The 19,129-nt window shown below is 64.1% G+C and carries 16 protein-coding genes; 7 read left to right on the top strand and 9 right to left on the bottom strand.

Annotation, left to right across the window (positions count from 1 at the left end; all coding sequences use genetic code 11):
• Positions 1–130: 130 nt before the first annotated feature.
• The 5 genes from cmoB to lon form a co-directional block, all read right to left on the bottom strand.
• The gene (gene cmoB / locus HU752_RS27220; RefSeq protein ID WP_186678202.1) at positions 131–1,087 is read right to left on the bottom strand and encodes a tRNA 5-methoxyuridine(34)/uridine 5-oxyacetic acid(34) synthase CmoB; all 957 of its coding nucleotides are present in this window, start codon (positions 1,085–1,087) and stop codon (positions 131–133) included.
• Positions 1,084–1,827, bottom strand: a complete 744-nt coding sequence (cmoA, locus tag HU752_RS27215; RefSeq protein WP_186678200.1) for a carboxy-S-adenosyl-L-methionine synthase CmoA — start codon at positions 1,825–1,827, stop codon at positions 1,084–1,086. Before cmoA ends, cmoB begins: the two co-directional genes overlap by 4 nt.
• A gap of 101 nt (positions 1,828–1,928) precedes the next feature.
• Entirely contained in the window at positions 1,929–2,585 is a 657-nt protein-coding gene (locus tag HU752_RS27210) for a lysoplasmalogenase (RefSeq protein ID WP_186678199.1), read from the bottom strand.
• A 1-nt stretch (position 2,586) separates the two neighbouring features.
• On the bottom strand, positions 2,587–2,979 hold the full coding sequence (locus tag HU752_RS27205; RefSeq protein WP_186678197.1) for a protease inhibitor I42 family protein: 393 nt from the start codon (positions 2,977–2,979) through the stop codon (positions 2,587–2,589).
• Between the two features lie 289 nt (positions 2,980–3,268).
• Entirely contained in the window at positions 3,269–5,704 is a 2,436-nt protein-coding gene (gene lon / locus HU752_RS27200; protein ID WP_225920074.1) for an endopeptidase La, read from the bottom strand.
• 284 nt (positions 5,705–5,988) lie between these two features.
• On the opposite strand from lon, the gene HU752_RS27195 reads away from it, so the two are divergent.
• From HU752_RS27195 to HU752_RS27180, 4 genes are read left to right on the top strand one after another with little or no spacing between them, the layout of a single operon-like run.
• Positions 5,989–6,678, top strand: a complete 690-nt coding sequence (locus HU752_RS27195) for a methylamine utilization protein (protein ID WP_186678196.1) — start codon at positions 5,989–5,991, stop codon at positions 6,676–6,678.
• Positions 6,641–9,019 carry a bifunctional diguanylate cyclase/phosphodiesterase gene (locus HU752_RS27190; RefSeq protein WP_186678195.1) on the top strand — a complete coding sequence of 793 codons (2,379 nt, stop codon included), beginning with the start codon at positions 6,641–6,643 and terminating at the stop codon, positions 9,017–9,019. The genes HU752_RS27195 and HU752_RS27190 overlap by 38 nt, the downstream gene beginning before the upstream one ends.
• 5 nt (positions 9,020–9,024) lie before the next feature.
• Complete coding sequence (locus tag HU752_RS27185) at positions 9,025–9,891, top strand: DUF3034 family protein (RefSeq protein WP_186678193.1); 867 nt, start codon at positions 9,025–9,027, stop codon at positions 9,889–9,891.
• The gene (locus HU752_RS27180; protein ID WP_186678191.1) at positions 9,891–10,313 is read left to right on the top strand and encodes a group I truncated hemoglobin; all 423 of its coding nucleotides are present in this window, start codon (positions 9,891–9,893) and stop codon (positions 10,311–10,313) included. Before HU752_RS27185 ends, HU752_RS27180 begins: the two co-directional genes overlap by 1 nt.
• 63 nt (positions 10,314–10,376) lie before the next feature.
• On the opposite strand, the gene HU752_RS27175 is transcribed toward HU752_RS27180, so the two are convergent.
• Together HU752_RS27175 and HU752_RS27170 are read right to left on the bottom strand one after the other, a co-directional pair.
• Positions 10,377–12,839: a glucose/quinate/shikimate family membrane-bound PQQ-dependent dehydrogenase gene (locus tag HU752_RS27175; protein ID WP_186678188.1), complete on the bottom strand. Its 2,463-nt coding sequence runs from the start codon at positions 12,837–12,839 to the stop codon at positions 10,377–10,379.
• Positions 12,840–13,324: 485 nt separating this feature from the next.
• On the bottom strand, positions 13,325–15,349 hold the full coding sequence (locus HU752_RS27170; protein ID WP_186678186.1) for a TonB-dependent receptor: 2,025 nt from the start codon (positions 15,347–15,349) through the stop codon (positions 13,325–13,327).
• 451 nt (positions 15,350–15,800) lie between these two features.
• Here HU752_RS27170 and HU752_RS27165 point away from each other — a divergent pair, with 451 nt between their 5' ends.
• The gene (locus tag HU752_RS27165) at positions 15,801–16,025 is read left to right on the top strand and encodes a VF530 family protein (protein WP_186678183.1); all 225 of its coding nucleotides are present in this window, start codon (positions 15,801–15,803) and stop codon (positions 16,023–16,025) included.
• 25 nt (positions 16,026–16,050) lie between these two features.
• The gene (locus HU752_RS27160; RefSeq protein WP_186678180.1) at positions 16,051–16,710 is read left to right on the top strand and encodes a Pr6Pr family membrane protein; all 660 of its coding nucleotides are present in this window, start codon (positions 16,051–16,053) and stop codon (positions 16,708–16,710) included.
• A 242-nt stretch (positions 16,711–16,952) separates the two neighbouring features.
• Here HU752_RS27160 and HU752_RS27155 read toward each other — a convergent pair whose 3' ends face one another.
• Complete coding sequence (locus HU752_RS27155) at positions 16,953–17,735, bottom strand: siderophore-interacting protein (protein WP_186678178.1); 783 nt, start codon at positions 17,733–17,735, stop codon at positions 16,953–16,955.
• Positions 17,732–18,316, bottom strand: coding sequence for a PadR family transcriptional regulator (locus HU752_RS27150; protein WP_186678175.1), 585 nt, complete (start codon positions 18,314–18,316; stop codon positions 17,732–17,734). Before HU752_RS27150 ends, HU752_RS27155 begins: the two co-directional genes overlap by 4 nt.
• A 260-nt stretch (positions 18,317–18,576) precedes the next feature.
• On the opposite strand from HU752_RS27150, the gene HU752_RS27145 reads away from it, so the two are divergent.
• Positions 18,577–19,083, top strand: a complete 507-nt coding sequence (locus tag HU752_RS27145) for a C40 family peptidase (protein WP_186678172.1) — start codon at positions 18,577–18,579, stop codon at positions 19,081–19,083.
• Positions 19,084–19,129 lie beyond the last annotated feature (46 nt).

Genomic DNA, 19,129 nt, shown 5'->3' with positions numbered 1-19,129 from the left:
AGCCAGCCAACCCATTCCTCCTTGAGGAATGCCTATCCTGGGTTCAGGGGCGCTGGGCGCCCCTGCGCGGGCAAGCTCGCTCGCCACACAGTGCGGCTCATGACCAGGGCGGGTTCACCATGAATGGAGCCTACTTGCGCGCGACGATCACTGCGCGCATCGGCGCCGGCAGGCCCTCGATGGTCTTGCCGTGGTCGTTCGGGTCGAGGAAGTCGCTCAGCGACTGGTACTTCATCCATTCGGTCGCCCGCTGTTCCTCGATACTGGTCAGGCTCACGTCCACGCAGCGTACATCGCTGAACCCGGCCCGCCGCAGCCAGCGCTCCAGCGCCGGAACCGAGGGCAGGAACCAGACGTTGCGCATCTGCGCGTAGCGGTCCTCGGGTACCAGCACCTGGTTCGCGTCACCTTCGATCACCAGGGTCTCCAGCACCAGTTCGCCGCCCTTGACCAGGCAATCCTTCAGCGCCAGCAGGTGCTCGATCGGCGAGCGCCGATGGTAGAACACCCCCATGGAAAACACCGTGTCGAAACCTTCCAGGTTCGCTGGCAGGTCCTCGAACGGGAAGGGCAGGTGCCAGGCCGCTTCCTGTGCCAGATAGCGCTGGACCGCCTGGAACTGGCAGAAGAACAGCCAGTTCGGGTCGACGCCGATCACCGTGTCGGCGCCGGCACCGAGCATGCGCCACATGTAGTAGCCGTTGCCGCAGCCGACGTCGAGGATGCGCTTGCCCTTGAGGTCCAGGTGCGGGGCGACCCGCGACCATTTCCAGTCTGAACGCCACTCGGTATCGACATGCACGCCGAACAGGTCGAAGGGCCCCTTGCGCCACGGACTCAGGCCCATCAGTGCGCTACGCACCTGGGCGCGGGTCGCGTCGTCGCAGTCGCTGTCCAGGGTCAGGCCGCCGAGCAGGTCGATCGTCGTCGGTTCCAGTGCTGGCAAGGCATCGAGCGCACCCTGCCAACGCTCAAGGTCGCCATGACCTTTCTCCAGCCGGGTATCGAGCTGGGCCTGCAGGCCGTTGGCCCATTCGGCCAGGGGAGTACGTGCCAGGCGGCTGGCAAGGGGGGACAGATCAATCATGGCAGGGCAATCAACGAGGCAAAGTTAAGGCATTGGAACCAGGGCACGACTTTCGAGAAGCCCGCCGCCAGCAGGCGTGCGCGGTGTTCCTCGAGGCTGTCGGGTTTCATCACGTTCTCGATGGCACTGCGTTTCTGGGCGATTTCCAGTTCGCTGTAGCCATTGGCGCGCTTGAAGGCGATATGCAGGTCGGTGAGCAGCGCATGCTCCTCGGGGTCGTTGAAGCGCAGCTTCTCCGAGAGGATCAGGGCGCCACCGGGCAGCAGTGCCTGGCGGATGCGCCCGAGCAGGGCCAGGCGCTGCTCCGGGGCGATGAATTGCAGGGTGAAGTTCAGCGCCACCACCGAGGCCGGGCGGAAGTCCAGGGCGAGGATATCGCCTTCGATCACTTCCACCGGCAACAGCTCCTGGAACATCGAGTCCTGGGCGTTGAGGTATTCGCGGCAGCGCTCGACCATCGCCGTGGAGTTATCCACCGCGATCACCCGGCAGCCGTCATTGCGCACATGCCGACGCAGCGACTGGGTCACCGCGCCGAGGGAACTGCCGAGGTCGTAAAGCACGCTGCCCGGCTGGGCGAACTGCGCGGCGAGCACGCCAAGGTTCTCGACGATGGTCGGGTAGCCGGGAACCGAGCGCTTGATCATGTCCGGGAACACCCGCACCACATCTTCGTTGAAGGCGAAGTCCGGCACTTGGGCCAGGGGCTGGGCGAAAAGGCGATCGGGTTCTTTGCTCACGGCGGTTCCGGCGACAATCGAAAAAGGGTCGGCATTTTAGCCAAGTTGGCGCCGGGATGCGCGGTTTGTCGGATAAAGCGTGCGTGGCCGCAGGGCGGGCTTCAGGCGAAGCCCGGTTCCTGTCTGGCGACCTTCTGGGAGAACGCCGAGGCGGCGATGCCCCATTGGCCGATCCAGTAGGCAATGATGATCAGGTAGGGCGCGGCGGCGAACTTGACCACGAAGCGGTCGATGCCGATCAGGCTGTCGGAGAAGGCGAACACCAGCGCACCGCCGGCAGCCAGTTGTGCCGAGCGTCTTGGCACGTCGCTGCCCAGTCGCGCCAGGGCCCGCCAGAGCATGCAACTGATGGCCAGGGCATACACGCTGACCGGAATCAGCAACTCGCCCAGGCCCTTGGACATCAGCACGCCGAGCAGGGCGGCGCCGATGAGCAGGGCGACGACCAGTTGGGCCGGGGCCAGGCGCCGGCAATCGCCGAGGTAGGCCTTGAGGTAGCAAAGGTGGGCGACCAGGAAGGCACCGAGGCCGAACACGAACAGGTCGCCTGGCCAGGCCAGCAGGATGTCGCCGAGCAGCGAAAACACCAGGCCCAGCGCGAGCCAACGGCGATACTCGCCCCCCGGCGCATCATGCAGCCAACCGAGCAGGGCCAGCACCGGCAGGGGTTTGGTCAGCAGGCAGATCAGTGGCGAGTCGATACTCAGCCCATACAGGAACGCGACGGCGCCCATCAGGGCGAGAATCAGCCAAGGCATGTCAGTTCACCACGATCGGACAGTCGAAGCTCTGTACCGGCGGGACTTCCGGTTCCCAGGGCTGTTGGTAGGTCAGGCGCAGGCGACCGGTGCCGGTGGCGAAGGCCTGGAAGCGCCAGGTCGATTGGCCGGCGGCGCCGATCATGTCGCTGTTTTCCGGGTTGTGGTAGACCTCGGGCCCAAGGCTCTTCAACACGCCGCCAGCGGAATCCTGGATGGCCCAGCGATAGCCGGTGGTGGGATTGCTGGGCAGGCTGAGAATCATGTTCTGCCCGTTCTTGAGCTGCATCGGGCAGTCACGCTGGTTTTCCACGGTCACGTTCTGGCGCGGTTGTTGTGCACAGGCGGTGAGTAGCACAAGGCTTGACGCAAGCAATAGACGAGTCGGGGTCATAGTGTCTCCAATCATTACAGCGATGTTGGAGCATAACCCAAGATGCGGCCGATGCGATGGGCTGGATCGATGCTGTCCTGGCGGGTAGCGGCGCAGGGGGGACGCGGAGCGTCAAGGGAGGCATTCCCACGCGGCGCGTGGGAACGATCAAGATGCGCGTGATGCCATGGACAGGATCGAGGCTGCCCGCTGGCGACAGGGGCGCTGGTATGTCACGCGCAGCCTCAGGCGAGGGCGTTCCCACGCAGGGCGTGGGACGCATCAGGTGATGGACTGGCGCTAAAGCGGGTCAGAAAAGCACTTTTGCCACATCGGCAAAACGCTTGGCGAAGTGCACGGTCATGCCTTCCTTGAGATAGTCCGGCAATTCCTCGAAGTGGCCGCGGTTGGCTTCCGGCAGGATCAGTTCGTGAATCTTCTGCCGGCGTGCCGCGATCACCTTCTCGCGCACTCCGCCGATCGGCAACACGTGCCCGGTCAGTGTCAGTTCCCCGGTCATGGCCACGCCTTTCTTCGGCGGCTGGTTGCGGGCCAGCGACAGCAGGGCACTGGCCATGGTCACCCCGGCACTCGGGCCATCCTTGGGCGTGGCGCCTTCCGGCACATGCAGGTGGACGAAGGCTTCATCGAAGAACCGTGGGTCACCGCCGAACTGCTTGAGGTGCGAGCCGACGTAGCTGTAGGCGATTTCCGCCGACTCTTTCATCACGTCTCCCAACTGCCCGGTCAGCTTGAAGCCGCGGTTGAGCGTGTGGATACGCGTCGCCTCGATCGGCAATGTCGCACCACCCATGCTGGTCCAGGCCAGGCCGGTGATCACGCCGGTACCGCTGAGTACCTGCTCGTTGCGGAACACCGGCATGCCCAACGAGGCTTCCAGGTCCTTGGGTCCGATCCTGATGACGCTGTCCGGCGCCTCCAGCAGCTTGACCACCGCCTTGCGTACCAGCTTGCCCAGCTGTTTTTCCAGCTGGCGCACGCCGGACTCGCGGGCATAGCCGTCGATCACCGCGCGCAGGGCGCTGTCGCTGATCGACAGGCTGGTTTTCGCCACGCCGGCCTTCTCCAGTTGCTTGGGCCACAGATGGCGCTTGGCGATCGCCAGTTTTTCCTCGGTGATGTAGCCCGAGAGGCGAATCACTTCCATGCGGTCGAGCAACGGCCCGGGAATCGAATCCAGGGTGTTGGCAGTACAGACGAACAGCACTTTCGACAGGTCCAGGCGCAGGTCCAGGTAGTGGTCGAGGAAGTCGACGTTCTGCTCGGGGTCGAGGGTTTCCAGCAGCGCCGAAGCCGGGTCGCCCTGGTAGCTCTGCCCCATCTTGTCGATCTCGTCGAGCATGATCACCGGGTTCATCACCTCGACTTCCTTGAGTGCCTGCACCAGCTTGCCCGGCTGGGCGCCGATGTAGGTGCGCCGATGGCCCTTGATCTCGGCCTCGTCGCGCATGCCGCCGACGCTGAAACGGAAGAACGGCCGGCCCAGGGACTCGGCGATGGACTTGCCGACGCTGGTCTTGCCCACGCCCGGTGGACCCACCAGCAGCACGATCGAGCCGCTGATCTCGCCCTTGTAGGCACCGACGGCGAGGAATTCGAGAATTCGTGACTTGATGTCATCCAGGCCGGCATGGTGACGGTCCAGCACCTTGCGCGCGTGCTTGAGATCGAGCTTGTCTTCACCGTACACACCCCACGGCAGGGCGGTGGCCCATTCCAGGTAGTTGCGGGTAACGGCGTATTCCGGCGAGCCGGTTTCGAGGATCGCCAGCTTGCCCATTTCCTCGCTGATGCGCTTTTGCGCATGGGCCGGCAAAGTCTTGCCCTCCAGGCGCTGTTCGAACTGTTCGATGTCGGCGCTGCGGTCGTCCTTGGTCAGTCCCAGTTCCTGCTGGATGACCTTGAGCTGTTCCTTGAGGAAGAACTCGCGCTGGTGCTCACCGATCTTGCGGTTCACCTCGGCGGAGATCTCTTTCTGCAGGCGCGCGACCTCGACCTCCTTGCGCAGCATCGGCAGGACCTTCTCCATGCGCTTGAGCATCGGTACGCAATCGAGCACTTCCTGCAGCTCGTTGCCGGTGGCCGAGGTCAGGGCGGCGGCGAAGTCGGTCAGCGGCGACGGATCGTTGGGGCTGAAGCGGTTGAGGTAGTTCTTCAGCTCCTCGCTGTAGAGCGGGTTGAGCGGCAGCAGTTCCTTGATCGCATTGATCAGGGCCATGCCGTAGGCCTTCACCTCGTCGGTCGGTTCGCTCGGCTGGTGCGGGTATTCGAGTTCCACCAGGTAGGGCGGGCGGTGGTGCTTGAGCCAGGTGCGGATGCGCACGCGGGTCAGGCCCTGCGCGACGAACTGCAGCTTGCCACTCTCGCGGCTGGCATGGTGGACCTTCACCAGGGTGCCGTACTCCGGCAGGCTGGTGGTGTCGAAGTGGCGGGTATCCTCGGTCGGGGTATCGACGAAGAACAGCGCCAGGGAGTGATGGTCGGACTTGCTCACCAGTTCCAGGGTTTCGGCCCAGGGCTCTTCGTTGACGATGACCGGCAGGACCTGGGCAGGAAAGAACGGGCGATTGTGAATCGGGATGATGTAGGCCGTGTCCGGCAGGTTCTGTCCAGGCAGCGCCAGGCTGGTGCCGGAGGACCCGCGAGAGTCGTCGGCCGGGTCGTGGCGGTCTGGCGCATCGGCCTGCTGGGTCGGATGATCGGGGAATTCCTGCTGGTTGCTCATTGGGGCACCTGCACAGTTGAGTATGCAGGTTAGATGGGGAGATCCGTTGGCGGTTTCAATGGTCCGCTGCTATAGCTTTGGTCAAACCGGCCGATAGCCCTTCAATGAACTTGTACATGTTGGCTTTTCATGTAGAGGTTTTCAGGGCCATGAGTCGTTCGAAATAATGGCAAAATGCCTTATTTCTTGCGTGATCTTCTGCCCGAGCCTCGGTAATCTGTACTTGCTGATCCCTATGTGCCAGGGCAGGCCATCTTTTTAACGAACCAGTGAGTAGTTGCTGTATGGCCCGCCCGATATCGCTAGCTGGATTGTTTCTATGTGTTGCTGGGTTGCTCGCCAGTGGCCTGAGCCATGGCGCCGGCCTGCAGGCCGAGATGGTCGACCAGCAAGGCAAGCCACTGGTGGGCGCGGTACTGACCCTGCAGGGTGGCGCGGCACCTGCGGGTATCAGCCTGAAAGCCGACATGGACCAGCGCGACAAGCAATACGTGCCCCACGTACTGGCGGTGCACACCGGGACCCAGGTCAAATTCCCCAACAGCGACAATATCCGCCACCAGGTCTATTCTTTCTCGCAGCCCAAGCGCTTTGAACTGCGCCTCTACGAAGGCACGCCTTCGGATCCGGTGCTGTTCGACAAGCCGGGCGTGGTGGTGCTGGGCTGCAATATCCACGACTGGATGCTCGGCTACATCTACGTCACCGACGATCCCTGGTTCGCGACCAGCAACGACAGTGGGCAGATCGCCCTCGACAAGCTGCCCGCCGGCCATTACCGCGTGACCCTCTGGCACCCGCAGGTCGCGGACATGCAGCCGCAGGCGAGCGGCGAAATCGATGTGCCGGCCACGGGGCTGAAGCAACGCTTCAGCCTGACGATTCAACCGCTTTCGCCGGATACTCCGTCGGCGCCGGCACCGAGTGCCTTTGGTGATGCCTTCAATAAAGCTATCAGTCAACCTGCGCAGTAGTTTTCAGGCGCGGATCGCCTTCGTCCTTATCCTGCTGTTGCTGGTGGTGGTCGGCGTCCTGTATTTCAGTGTCAAGGCAGCGACCAACGAGGCGGTGCAGCGGCAGGCGCGGGCACAACTGGATGTCGGTACGCGGGTGTTCGAGCGCCTGTTGGATGTGCAGAGCCGGCGCCTGGGTGACGGCGTGCAACTGCTGGCGGCGGACTTCGGTTTTCGCGATGCCGTTTCCAGTGGCGACTCGGCGACCATCCGTTCGGTACTGATCAACCACGGCAAGCGCATCAACGCCAGTGACATGATCCTGTTGAGCATGGACGGCTCCGTCATGGCCAGTACCCTGGCCGATACCCCCGATGGCACCCCGTTCCGTTTCGACCAGGCCTTGCGTGAAGCCCGGCGCAACCGGCAATCGGCGCTGATCGTGCCGTTGCAGGGCAAGCCGCACCTGCTGGTCGAGGCCCAGGTGCTGGCGCCGCTGCCGATCGCCCGGGTGGTGATGGGCTTTTCCATGGACAATGCCTTTGCCGCGCAACTGCGCTCGCTGACCAACCTCGAGGTGTCATTCCTCACGGTCGACCACCGACAGGCCGGCGAACTGGTCAGCACCCAGCCGGCGACACTGGCGCCGAGTATCGTCGCGCTGATGCTTGAAGCTTCCGCCGGCCACGAGACGCAGTTGACCGAACACCTCAGCCAGAACTTTCTCAGTCAATCGCTGAGGCTGGCCAGCGGCGATGACCACAACGACAGCCAGGTCATCGCCTTGCTGCAGAGCCCGCTGGATGCCGCGATGCAGGCCTTTGCGCCGCTGGACGAGAAGATCCTGCTGGTGGCGCTGCTCTCGCTGCTGGCCTCCCTGGTCGGTGCCCTGCTGCTGGCGCGGGGAGTCTCGCAACCGGTGCGCCAGCTGGCCCAGGCCGCCGTGCGCATCGGCAAGGGGGACTATCAGACCCCGGTGACGTTGCGCCGCAGCGATGAGCTGGGCCTGCTCGCCAAGATGTTCAATACCATGCAGGGCGCTATCGCCGAGCGCGAGCAGCAGCTGGCGCACAATGCCTTGCACGACCTGCTCACCGGCCTGCCCAACCGTGCCCTGGCAACGGAACGGCTGGGCAACGAAATTGCCGCCCGCCGCCCGGTGGCGGTGGTCTACCTGGGGATCGACAACCTGCGCACCGTCAACGAGACCGGCGGGCCCGGGGCGGTCGACCAGTTGTTGCAGAATGTCGGCCAGCGCCTGCAGGCGGCCCTGCGTTCCGGCGATACCGTGGCGCACCTGATTGCCGGCGAGTTTCTCCTGCTGCTGCAGGGCACCGGCAGCGAGGGCGCGGTGGCGGTTGCCGACCAGATCCAGCAACTGTTGCTCAAGCCCCAGCGTATCAACGGCCACGACGTGGCACTGGATTGCCGGATGGGCATTGCCGCCTTCCCGGCCGACGGCCAGGACGCGGAGGAACTGCTGGGGCGTGCGGCCATCGCCATGCAGGATGCCGCGCAGATGCCAGGCCGCCTGCAGATCTACGAGGAGGGTCGCGACCTGGCCCACCGTCGACAGATTACCCTGATCCGCGACCTGCGCCATGCCGCCGACAATGGCGAGCTGCTATTGCATTACCAGCCCAAGCTGGATATCCGCCAGGGGCATGTGCGCCAGGCTGAAGCCCTGCTGCGTTGGCAGCATCCGCAGTTCGGCATGGTGTCGCCGGGGGAATTCATCTCTCTGGCCGAACGCACCGGCAGCATTCAGATCCTGACCCGTTGGGTGATCGAGGAGGGCATGCGCCAGCTCGCGGAGTGGAACCAGCGTGGCTTGCGCCTGCAACTGTCGCTGAACATCTCCGCCGATGACCTGCTGATCGGCGACCTGCCCGAGCGGGTCTCGGCGTTGCTCAGGAAACATTCCCTGCCGGCCGAGCAACTGATCTTCGAAATCACCGAGAGCGCGGTGATGCGTGAGCCCGAGCTGGCGCTGGAGATCCTGCAGCGTCTGCGTGCCTGTGGCATCAGCCTGTCGGTGGATGACTTCGGCACTGGCTATTCTTCGTTGGCGCATCTCAAGCGCCTGCCGGTGCAGGAATTGAAGATCGACCAGTCCTTTGTCCGCAACCTGGACGAAACCAGCGAGGACGCGGTGATCGTGCGTTCGACCATCGAAATGAGTCACAACCTGGGGCTCAAGGTGGTCGCCGAAGGCGTGGAGTACGAACACAGCCTACGCTTGCTGGAACGTTGGCACTGCGACACCGCCCAGGGTTATCTGATCAGTCGTCCGTTGGCTGCGGCGGCGTTCGAGGCCTGGGTCACGCAGCCCCTGAATTCACCGTCCGCCATGGTTCATTGAGTGATATGAAACGTCGTCTTCCCCTGTTGTGCCTGCTGGGCCTGGTCGGCCTGGGAGTCAATGTCGCCCAGGCCGATAACGGCCGCCTGATCGCCACCGGCGGTGCCAGCAGCCTGGAAGGCGCGGCGGGCGGTGGTATCACGCCCTGGGCGGTGCTTACCGGCTATGGCGAGAAGAACGAGTGGGGGGCCACGGCCTTCGCCACTACCGTCAATGTTCCGGACTACCGGCTCGACGTGGTCGGGCTGGCGGCTTCCTATGACAACCGGGTAGAAGTGTCCTTCGCCCGCCAGCGGTTCGACCTGGGATCGCTGGTGCACAAGCTGAACCTGCCGGAAGACCACCTCGGCCAGGATATCGTCGGGCTCAAGGTCCGGTTGTTCGGCGACCTGATCTACGACACCCTGCCGCAGGTGTCCCTGGGCCTGCAGTACAAGCACCAGACCAATTTCGATATTCCCGAACTGGTAGGGGCCAAGCGTGACCAGGACGTCGAGGGCTACCTGGCCGCCAGCCGGCTGTTCGTCGGCGCGGCGTTCGGCTACAACCTGCTGGTCAACGGCGGCGTACGCTACAGCCGGGCCAATGAGCTGGGGTTGATGGGCTTCGGCGGTGATCGGCGCGATACCCGCAGCGTGCTCAAGGAAGGCTCGGTGGCGGTGCTGTTCAACCCGCGCTGGGCCCTGGGCGTGGAGTACCGGGAGAAGCCGGACAACCTGTCGTTCGCCGGGGAGAGCGACTGGGCCGACGTGTTCATCGGCTACTTCCCCAACAAGCACCTGTCCTTCGTCCTGGCTTACGCCCGGCTTGGGGAAATCGCCACGCTGGATAACCAGAACGGCACCTATCTGTCCGTGCAGGGGAGTTTCTGATGCGGGGCCTGAAACTGCTGTTGGTCGCCATGCTGCTGGCCGGTTGCGCCCAGCAGCCACCCAGGGATGACAGCCTCTACCGCGACCTCGGCGAGCATGCGGGCATCACCCGCATCGTCGAGGGCATGCTGCTGAAGATCGCCCACGATCCGCGGATCTCCGAGCGCTTTCGCAAGATCGACATCGTGCGCCTGCGCAACAAGCTGGTCGAGCAGTTCTGCGTCGAGGCCGGCGGACCCTGCACCTACACCGGCGACACCATGGCCGAGAGCCACAAGGGCCAGAATGTCAGCCGCAGCGACTTCAATGCGCTGGTCGAGGACCTGATCGCGGCGATGGACGAGCAGGGTGTTCCGGTGCGGGTGCAGAACCGCCTGATCGCCCGGCTGGCGCCGATGCGCGGCGAAGTGATCGATCACTAGCCCCAGGCATGCACAAAAAAGGCGGCCATCTCGATGGCCGCCTTTTTCATGTCTGCCTGAACGTTACTCGGACAGTTTGTACGCCAGCACGTAGTCGCCCTGCTTGGTGCCCAGCGAGCCATGCCCGCCGGCCATCACCAGCACGTACTGCTTGCCGTCCTTGCCGGTGTAGGTCATCGGCGTGGTCTGGGCGCCCGCGGGTAGGCGGCCTTCCCACAACTGCTCGCCGTTCTTCACGTCATAGGCGCGCAGGTACTGGTCCAGTGTGCCGCTGAGGAAGGCCACGCCGCCGGCGGTGGTGAAGGTCCCGCCCAGGCTCGGTACGCCCATGCTCAGCGGGATTGGTACCGGCGAGCTGTCACGCACGGTGCCGTTCTTGTGCATCCAGAGGGTCTTGTGGGTGGTCAGGTCGACCGCTGCCACATAACCCCAGGCCGGTGCCTGGCACGGCAGGCCCATCGGCGACAGCAGCGCTTCGAGAATCACGCCGTATGGCGCGCCCTTGTTCGGTTGCACGCCTTCGGTCTCGCTCTTGCGTGGCCCCTGCGAGGCGATTTCCGCCGCCGGGATCAGCTTGGAGCGGAAGGCCATGTAGCTCGGGTTGACGAAGGCGACCTGGCGAACCGGGTCCACCGAAATGCCGCCCCAGTCGAACACGCCGAAGTTGCCCGGGTAGACGATCGAGCCCTGCAGCGATGGCGGAGTGAACGGGCCGTCATAGCGCAGCGACTTGAAGTCGATCCGGCAAAGCATCTGGTCGAACGGGGTCACGCCCCACATGTCGCGCTCGCGCAGTGGCGGCGGCATGAAGTTGAGGTCGGATTTCGGCTGGGTCGGCGAGGTGTGGTCGCCGGCGACCGCGCCCTGGGGCACCGGAATCTCGTTGATCGGCACGATCGGCTGGCCGTTGCTGCGATCCAGGACGTAGATGCTGCCCTGCTTGGTCGAGGCCAGCACGGCCTGCTTGACGCCGTCGGCGGTCTTGAGGTCCATCAGGGTCGGCTGGCCACCGACGTCCATGTCCCACAGGTCGTGGTGGGTGAACTGGTAGGTCCAGCGCACATGGCCGGTGGCGATATCCAGGGCGGTCAGGCCGGCGCTGAATTTCTCCGAGTCGGGAGTCCGGTTGCCACCGAACTGGTCCGGGGTCTGGTTGCCCATCGGCAGGTAGAGCATGCCGAGTTTTTCATCGACGGCAAACATCGACCACATGTTCGGCGAGTTGCGGGTATAGGTCTTGCCCGGGGCGATCGGGGTGGTGTCGTCCGGGTTGCCGCTGTCCCAGTTCCACACCAGCTTGCCGGTGTGCACGTCGAAGGCGCGGATCACGCCGCTGGGCTCGTCGGTGGAGACGTTGTCGGTGACGTGGCCGCCGATCACCACCAGGTCGCGGGTGACCGCCGGTGGCGAGGTGGAGTAGTAACCGCCGGGTGCGAAGGTGCCGATGTTGGCGCCGAGGTCGATCTGGCCCTTGTCGCCGAAGTCTTCGCACATCTTGCCGGTGTCGGCGTTCAGGGCGATCAGGCGGGTGTCGGCGGTGGGCAGGAAGATCCGCCGTGGGCATTGGTTTTCCTGGCCGCTGGCGATCAGACGACCGCTGGGCGCACTGGCGGCATCCAACGATGCGGTGGCGGCAGCGTTGGCAGGCGAAGACGCGGCGTTGGCGATATAGGCATCGTCATCGTGATAGGCCACGCCACGGCAGGTCATGTGCGCCCAGCCCTTGAAGTTGGCCGCCTTCTGCGTCGACAGCTTCGGATCGAAGCGCCAGATTTCCTTGCCGGTGTCCGGGTCGAGGGCGATCACCTGGCTGTGGGGCGTGCACACGTAGAGCATGCCGTTGACCTTCAGCGGAGTGTTTTCCGCAGTGGTTTCGCCGGGATCGTTCGGCCCGGGAATATCGCCGGTGCGGAAGGTCCAGGCCGGTACCAGCTTGTGGGCATTCTGCGGCGTGATCTGCGCCAGCGGCGAGTAACGATCGCCATGGGCACTGCGACCGTAGGAGTTCCAGTCACCCTCGGCCATTTGCGGCGCGGTGTTGGTCATGCCGGGGACGCTGTCACGGTCGAGCTGACCCTTGATTTCACCCGGGTTGGTGAACTGGCTGGCAACGGCGGTGGCGCCGGCCAGGACCACGGCCACGCCCAGCGCGCCGGTCCCCATCGGTGCGGGGCCGCTGCGCAGCAGTGGCTGACGGAACCACGGCAGCAGCATGACGATACCCAGGGCGAACAGCAGGGCCAGGCGTGGCACCAGTTGCCACCAGTCCAGGCCGACTTCCCACAGGGCCCACAGGGTGCTGGCGAACAGCACCAGTGCGTAGAGGCCCAGGGCTGCGCGTCGGGCCGCCAGCAGCAGGCCACCGGTCAGCAACAGACCGATACCGGCCAGCAGGTAGTACAGCGAGCCGCCCAGCAGGCTCAGCCTGATCCCGCCGGCCAGCAGGGCCAGGCCCATCAATAGCAGCACGATACCGAGCAGGCTCGGTAGCAGGCGGCCTCGATTCGAGGCACGGTCAGTGCTCATGGTTTGGTTTCTCCGTGATATGGAAGGTATCCCGCTCTGTAATCACTTTAGATGACGATGCATTGCGGACTTGGTTCAGATAAAAAGCTCGAGTTGACTCTCACGCGAATGCCGCAACCGGCAGGGCCTGATTACGGGGCGAGAAGTCGAGGATGGAAACCGGGACGTTTTCAGCGGTAAGGATCGCAGATTAAACGATTCAGTTGTTAGCTTGCTAAGGATAAGGCCCTGTCAAAACGGAAAAAAGAGGGTTCCCTGACATGGATCGTTTCAGATTCGGTAACAGTCTGTTGATGGCGCTGCGCAAAGCCAGCGGTTTGTGGCGAGCAGGCTTGCCTGCGCTGGGCAGCGCAGCAACCCTGAAATCTGCAAACCCGTTCGAGCAGGCAGCTTGCATCGGCGGGATTGGGGCTGCTTGGCAGCCCAGCGGGGGCAAGCCCCCTCGCCACAAGGGGACTGTGCCTGTCACGGTAGCGTTTAAAGCATCAGAAGGTGGTACGCAGGCCGACTTCGATGCTGCGGCCCGGTGCCGGAGCGATGTCACGCAGGATCGAACTGGCGTAGCGCACGGTCTGGTTGGTCAGGTTGTCGCCCTTGACGAACGCCAGCCACTGGCTGCTGCCGATATCGAAGTGGTAACCGGCACTGGCACCGAAGGTGGTGTAGGCCGAGGTGCCGGACTCGTTGGACGGTACCCGGCCCTGGCCGGCGGCATGTTCCACATCGATGCGTGCCTGCCAGCGATCCAGTTCCCACAACAGGCCGCTGTTCAGGCGTAGCGGGGCAATTCGCGGCAGCGCCTCGCCGGTGTCGAGGTTGGTGGCGCGGGTGTAGTCACCGGACAGTTCCAGGGCGAACCTGCCGTAGGCGCCTTCCCCGAGTTTCCAGTGATCCTGGGCTTCGAAGCCGGCGAAGCGGGCCCGGACACCGGAATAGCGGTACTCGGGAATGCCGCTGGCGTCTTCCTCGCCGTCGTCGTTGAGCGTGCGCCCGCTGCCGAGCAGGCCGATGTAGTTGGAGAAGTGGCTGTAGAACACGCCGAAGCTGCCCTTGTGGGTGCCATTGTCGAAACGCAGGGCCAGGTCGCTGGACACGGCCTTTTCCTTCGACAGGTTGGCATCGCCGACTTCATAGGTACCGGTGGCGACGTGGGCGCCGTTGGCGTACAGCTCGTAGAAGGTCGGTGCGCGTTCGGTATAGCTCAAGGTCGCGGCCAGCGCCCAGACCGGTGTCAGCTGGTAGACCGCACCGGAGGAGAGGCTGCCAGCAGTGAAACTGTTGCTCCGGTCGGCATTGGCAAAACGCTCGTTGCCCTTGGCATCCGGGTCGATCCGCGTGTGTTCCAGGCGGCCACCGAGACTGAAGGTCAGGCGGTCGCTGGCCTTGAGCTCCTCGAGCAGGAACAGCGCGCCGGCGTCGGTGTCGGTCTGCGGCACGAAGGCCTCCTCGCCCAGTGCGGAAAATTCGTTGCGGCTGACCTGGGCGCCGACCACCCCGTTGAAGGGACCGATCGGCAGGTGACGCGCCTCGACGCGGGCTTCGTAACCCTTGTTCTTGAAGATCGTGCCGACTTCGCCGCCCTCGATCTCCCGGTGCTCGTAGTCGGTGTAGCCGGCATCGAGTTTCACCGAACTGAACGGCCCCTGCAGGTTACGGATTTCCGAAGCGAAGGCGTAGTGATCCTGCTTCATGCGGATGCGTACGTCCTGCTCGGCCGGGGAGCCGTAGTTGCTGTCGTAGTTGCTGTAGGACAGCCCGGCGTAACCGTTATCCCAGTTGTAGGAGCCACCTACTGCACCGCCGTCCTGGCGACCGTCGCTGTTGCCCAGGCGGCCCTTGCGCCCTTCACCGTCTTCGCTGGCTGGTGCGTTGCTGCTGCGGGCATGGCCGGGAATCCGCAGGTCATTGAACTCGCGGGCGTTGGCATCCAGGTGCAGGGCGAAGCTGCCGTCGCCCGCTTCCAGCTTGCCAGCGCTGCTGCGGGTGGTGTCGGCGCCGCCATAGCGCAGTTCGCCGGCACCGTGGATGCCGTCGACGGGCGTGGTGGGAATGCGGTTGTCGAAGGTGTTGACCACCCCGCCGATGGCGCTGCCGCCATAGAGCAGTGCCGCCGGGCCGCGGACGACTTCGATGCGCTCGACGTTGACCGGGTCCAGTGGCACCGCGTGGTCATACGAGAGTGCCGAGGCGTCCAGCGCGCCGACACCATTACGCAGCAGGCGGATGCGGTCACCGTCCTGGCCACGAATGATCGGCCGGCTGGCGCCCGGGCCGAAGTAGGAGGATGACACACCCGGTTGCTTGTTCAGGGTTTCACCGAGGCTGCCCTGCTGTTGCAGGGTCAGGTCGTCACCTTCGAGCACGGTGCTGGGGGCGGCGGGTTGTTCGCTGCCCAGCGGGTTGGCGGTGATGGTCTGGGATGGCAGTTCCAGGGCATGGGCCGGGCCGGCGATCAGCAAGGCGGCGGCCAGCGGAGTCAGGCAGGTACGCAGGGGAGAGGAGAGGGACATCGATGTTTCCTTGGCAAGCGCGGTGCGAAGCGCATCGTTGAGTCGAAAGAACAGGCAGATAACGGAGCGGACGGTCCGATGAATGATTATGGTTTGTTATAACGTAACATATTTTATCCGTTTTAAAACACTGTCCGGGCAAGGTGTTTCGACAGGGCTAGTGGCCTGTACGGTTGATTCGGATAGTTGAATTCGAGTCCAAGGGGTTGCCAGGCAAGGCACCATGACGAGTCGTAGCAGGGCTACGGCGAGGAGTGGCAACGCAGTCTGGCAAGGACTTGGGCCGAAGTTGAGTATTCGAATTGGCCACACAGGCCGCTAGACTCAATCGAGGGCCGTTCCCGAGCGATCGCGCGGCTCAAGAGTGGCCTGGCCCGCCGCGACTCTTCCCCCTGGCGAGGGCCTCGGCTAAGGTGCGCGCCTTGTTCCCTTTTCTTACTGAAGGTTCGGCATGACCGAAACATCCAACAATCCGCTGCACGGGGTGACCCTGGAGCAGATCCTCAATGCCCTGGTGGCTCACTACGAGTGGGCGGGCCTGGCCGAGCGCATCGATATCCGTTGCTTCAAGAGCGATCCGAGCATCAAGTCGAGCCTGACCTTCCTGCGCAGGACGCCTTGGGCGCGGGAGAAGGTCGAGCGGCTGTACGTCAAGCTGATGCGTACCAAGCGCTGAGGTCCTGCCCGTGGAAGTGAACGGCATGTCCGCTCAGCGGCGCCTGCACTGTGCCTGTTCACGCATGGCGCTGTTGGCGGCTGCGGTACTGGGCTGGGTCGGCCTGGGCATCCAGATGTACCTGATCCTGATCGCCCGCTGGCAGGCCGGAGCGAGTCTGATGGGTGGGTTGGTCACCTTCTTCAGTTTCTTTACCGTGCTGACCAACACCCTGGTGGCGGTGGTGCTGACTTGCGAAGTGACGTCCCGCGATTCGGTGGGGCGGCGCTTTTTCCTCAAGCCGGCGGTGCGCACGGCGATCGTCGCCAATATCGTCGTGGTCGGGCTGGCCTACAACCTGTTGCTGCGACCGTTATGGCATCCCCAGGGCTTTCAGTGGCTGGCGGACGAGTTGCTGCACGACGTGATGCCGTTGCTGTTCGTGGTCTATTGGTGGCGCTGCGTGCCCAAGGGCGACCTGCGGTTCTCGCAGGTCCTGCCGTGGCTGATCTACCCGCTGGTGTATTTCGCCTATGTGCTGCTGCGTGGGCACTTGATCGGCGCGTATCCGTATCCCTTCGTCGATGTCGACCGGTTGGGTTATCCCCAGGTGTTCATCAATGCCGGGCGGATTCTGCTGGGGTTCCTGCTGGTGTCGCTGGTGCTGATCGGTGTGGATCGCGGGTGCGGGCGGCGACGGGCCTGAGGGCCGGTGGTGAGTGAGCCTGCTGGGGGAAGCAGGCTTGCTTTGTCGAGTGAACCTGCTGGGATGAGTGGTGAGCTGACTGTGGCGAGCGGGCTTGCCCGCGCTGGACCGCAAGGCGGTCCCAAACCCTGCTGATGCAGTCCTCTGACGCACCGGGTCTTCTGGTTTCAGGGCCGTTTCACGGCCCAGCGCGGGCAAGCCCGCTCACCACCGTGAGGCCACCCGCCATTGGTGTTCGGGGCTCAGTCTTCGGCGCTGGGGTCCAGTCGCCAGTAGCCGGCGGCCTTGACGAACTCGTCATCCAGGCCGTGGGTGTCGAGCAGGACCCGGCGCAGCTTGCGCGACAGCGCGGCTTCGGTGGCGATCCAGGCATAGAGGCTGCCGGTTGGTGGAGTCAGCTGTTCGACGGCTTGCAACAGATCCTGCTCCGGCCGGTCGCGGCGCACCCAGATCACCTCGACCTGTGCCGAGCTATGCAGTGGTTGCTGCTCCGCCTCGTTTTCCACTTCCACCACCACCAGGGCCCGGCGATTGGCTGCCAGGCCCTCCAGGCGGCGGGCGATGGCCGGCAGGGCGGTCTCGTCGCCGACCAGCAGGTAGCTGTCGAAGATATCCGGGACCACCATCGAGCCCCGTGGTCCACCGATATGCAGGTACTGGCCGGGCGTGGCCTGTTCCGCCCAGGTCGAGGCTGGGCCGTCGCCATGCAGGACGAAGTCGATATCCAGTTCGCCCAGCTCCAGGTCGTAGCGACGCGGGGTGTAGTCGCGCATGGCGGGCATCGGGCCATTGTCCTTGGCGCCGATGACCAGGGTTTCCAGCGCCGCCTGTTCGGCTGCGTTCTGTGGGAAGAACAACTTGACGTGATCGTCCGTGCCCAGGCTGATGAAACCGGCCAGTTCCGGGCCGCCCAGGGTAATGCGGCGCATGCGTGGTGTCAGGTCCTGCACCCGCAGGACCTCCAGGCGGCGGCGCTTGATCTCGTGCATGACCCGGTGAATGCCTTGCTGGTTGACGATGTTCATTGCGCGTTCTCCGAACTGGGCTGGGCGGATACGGGGCCATCGACGATGGCCTTGGCGGTGTTGTTGAGCAGGTCGCGGACCCGCAGGATTTCCTCCGGGCTCCAGCGTCCGTGATGCAGCTGCAGGGCGTGGCGCAGGTTGTGCACGGCCTCGTGGATCTCCGGTGGCCGGTCATGGCCGCGCAGGGAGCGTTTGCTGACATCGATGCGCGTACGCACACCGTCCAGCGCCACAGCCTGCTCACTCAGGTAATGACGACCGGCGTCGGTCACGCCGTAGCGCTTTTTCCCACCCTCGGCGTCGCCGCTGATCAATTCGCTCTCCTCGAGGAAGGTCAGGGTCGGGTAGATCACGCCAGGGCTCGGACTGTAGGCACCGTCGAACATGCCTTCGATCTGGCGGATCAGGTCGTAGCCGTGGCAGGGCTGCTCGGCAATCAGCGCCAGCAACAGCAGTTTCAGGTCACCCGGGGCGAATACCCGTGGGCCGCGCCCGCCGCGTTCGCGGCCTGGGCGACGTTCGAAGCCGTCATGACCGTCGCCGAACTCACGAGGGTGAGGGGGGTGGTGATGTTCTCTCATTTTCTCTTTCTCCTCTGTTCTTAAGATATACCGTAAGATATATCTTAAGTCCGACGCAAGAAAAACCGACGAACGTACTCATGATCGGGGTGGGGATGAGAAAGGTGCGACAGGGACGGGGGATGTCGAGATGCAGAGGAATGTTGGGTTTTCGCTGATTTGCTTCGGACGTTTCCTACGCAAAGCTGCGAAAAGCACTCTGAGCAAGCCGAGGGCCGCTCCGTACCATGCCGCCAGGTCTCAAAAAGGCGGTGTTCATCATGTCCAGGTTGGTTTCAGCGGTCCTGTTGCTGTGGGGCCTGGTTGGCTCATGGCCGGCCCACGCGAATCTCGATTCGGCGCGCAAGTCTCCGGCCAGGGTTGCCGAAGTGAAGGCGGACTCTTCGATCGATAACGTCATCGATCGTGCCCATCAGTTGATCGGTACGCCCTACCGGTGGGGCGGCATGTCGGTGAAGGGCTTCGATTGCAGCGGGCTGCTGGTCTATCTGTTCCAGAACGAGGCCGACATCAAGCTGCCCCGCACCACGGTGGGCATGCGGCGCTCCAGCGCCAGGACCGTCCAGCGTGGCAGCCTCAAGCCCGGTGACGCGGTGTTCTTCAACCGCAATGGCCGGGGCAATGTCAGCCATGTCGGGCTGTACGTGGGCGAGGGCAAGTTCATTCACTCGCCACGTAGCGGCAAGAGTGTGCGCATCGATTCGCTGAACAACGCCTACTGGAAGAAGAGCTACACGCTGGCCAAGCGCTTTCACACCGCTAACTAGAGGTGTTGGATTTGCCGGACTTTTCGCGGCGGCTGGCGCTCTGGTT

The organism is Pseudomonas vanderleydeniana (assembly GCF_014268755.2).
Lineage (GTDB): Bacteria > Pseudomonadota > Gammaproteobacteria > Pseudomonadales > Pseudomonadaceae > Aquipseudomonas > Aquipseudomonas vanderleydeniana.
The sequence above is the reverse complement of the archived record's forward strand: the minus strand, read 5'-3'. Positions and strand labels throughout refer to the sequence as shown.

What these genes read in the sequence shown, in the direction of transcription:
- cmoB (WP_186678202.1), bottom strand. Translation starts at nt 1,087, where the DNA reads ATGATTGATCTGTCCCCCCTTGCCAGCCGCCTGGCACGTACTCCCCTG.
- HU752_RS27210 (WP_186678199.1), bottom strand. Translation starts at nt 2,585, where the DNA reads ATGCCTTGGCTGATTCTCGCCCTGATGGGCGCCGTCGCGTTCCTGTAT.
- HU752_RS27205 (WP_186678197.1), bottom strand. Translation starts at nt 2,979, where the DNA reads ATGACCCCGACTCGTCTATTGCTTGCGTCAAGCCTTGTGCTACTCACC.
- lon (WP_225920074.1), bottom strand. Translation starts at nt 5,704, where the DNA reads ATGAGCAACCAGCAGGAATTCCCCGATCATCCGACCCAGCAGGCCGAT.
- HU752_RS27195 (WP_186678196.1), top strand. Translation starts at nt 5,989, where the DNA reads ATGGCCCGCCCGATATCGCTAGCTGGATTGTTTCTATGTGTTGCTGGG.
- HU752_RS27190 (WP_186678195.1), top strand. Translation starts at nt 6,641, where the DNA reads ATGCCTTCAATAAAGCTATCAGTCAACCTGCGCAGTAGTTTTCAGGCG.
- HU752_RS27185 (WP_186678193.1), top strand. Translation starts at nt 9,025, where the DNA reads ATGAAACGTCGTCTTCCCCTGTTGTGCCTGCTGGGCCTGGTCGGCCTG.
- HU752_RS27180 (WP_186678191.1), top strand. Translation starts at nt 9,891, where the DNA reads ATGCGGGGCCTGAAACTGCTGTTGGTCGCCATGCTGCTGGCCGGTTGC.
- HU752_RS27175 (WP_186678188.1), bottom strand. Translation starts at nt 12,839, where the DNA reads ATGAGCACTGACCGTGCCTCGAATCGAGGCCGCCTGCTACCGAGCCTG.
- HU752_RS27170 (WP_186678186.1), bottom strand. Translation starts at nt 15,349, where the DNA reads ATGTCCCTCTCCTCTCCCCTGCGTACCTGCCTGACTCCGCTGGCCGCC.
- HU752_RS27165 (WP_186678183.1), top strand. Translation starts at nt 15,801, where the DNA reads ATGACCGAAACATCCAACAATCCGCTGCACGGGGTGACCCTGGAGCAG.
- HU752_RS27160 (WP_186678180.1), top strand. Translation starts at nt 16,051, where the DNA reads ATGTCCGCTCAGCGGCGCCTGCACTGTGCCTGTTCACGCATGGCGCTG.
- HU752_RS27155 (WP_186678178.1), bottom strand. Translation starts at nt 17,735, where the DNA reads ATGAACATCGTCAACCAGCAAGGCATTCACCGGGTCATGCACGAGATC.
- HU752_RS27150 (WP_186678175.1), bottom strand. Translation starts at nt 18,316, where the DNA reads ATGAGAGAACATCACCACCCCCCTCACCCTCGTGAGTTCGGCGACGGT.
- HU752_RS27145 (WP_186678172.1), top strand. Translation starts at nt 18,577, where the DNA reads ATGTCCAGGTTGGTTTCAGCGGTCCTGTTGCTGTGGGGCCTGGTTGGC.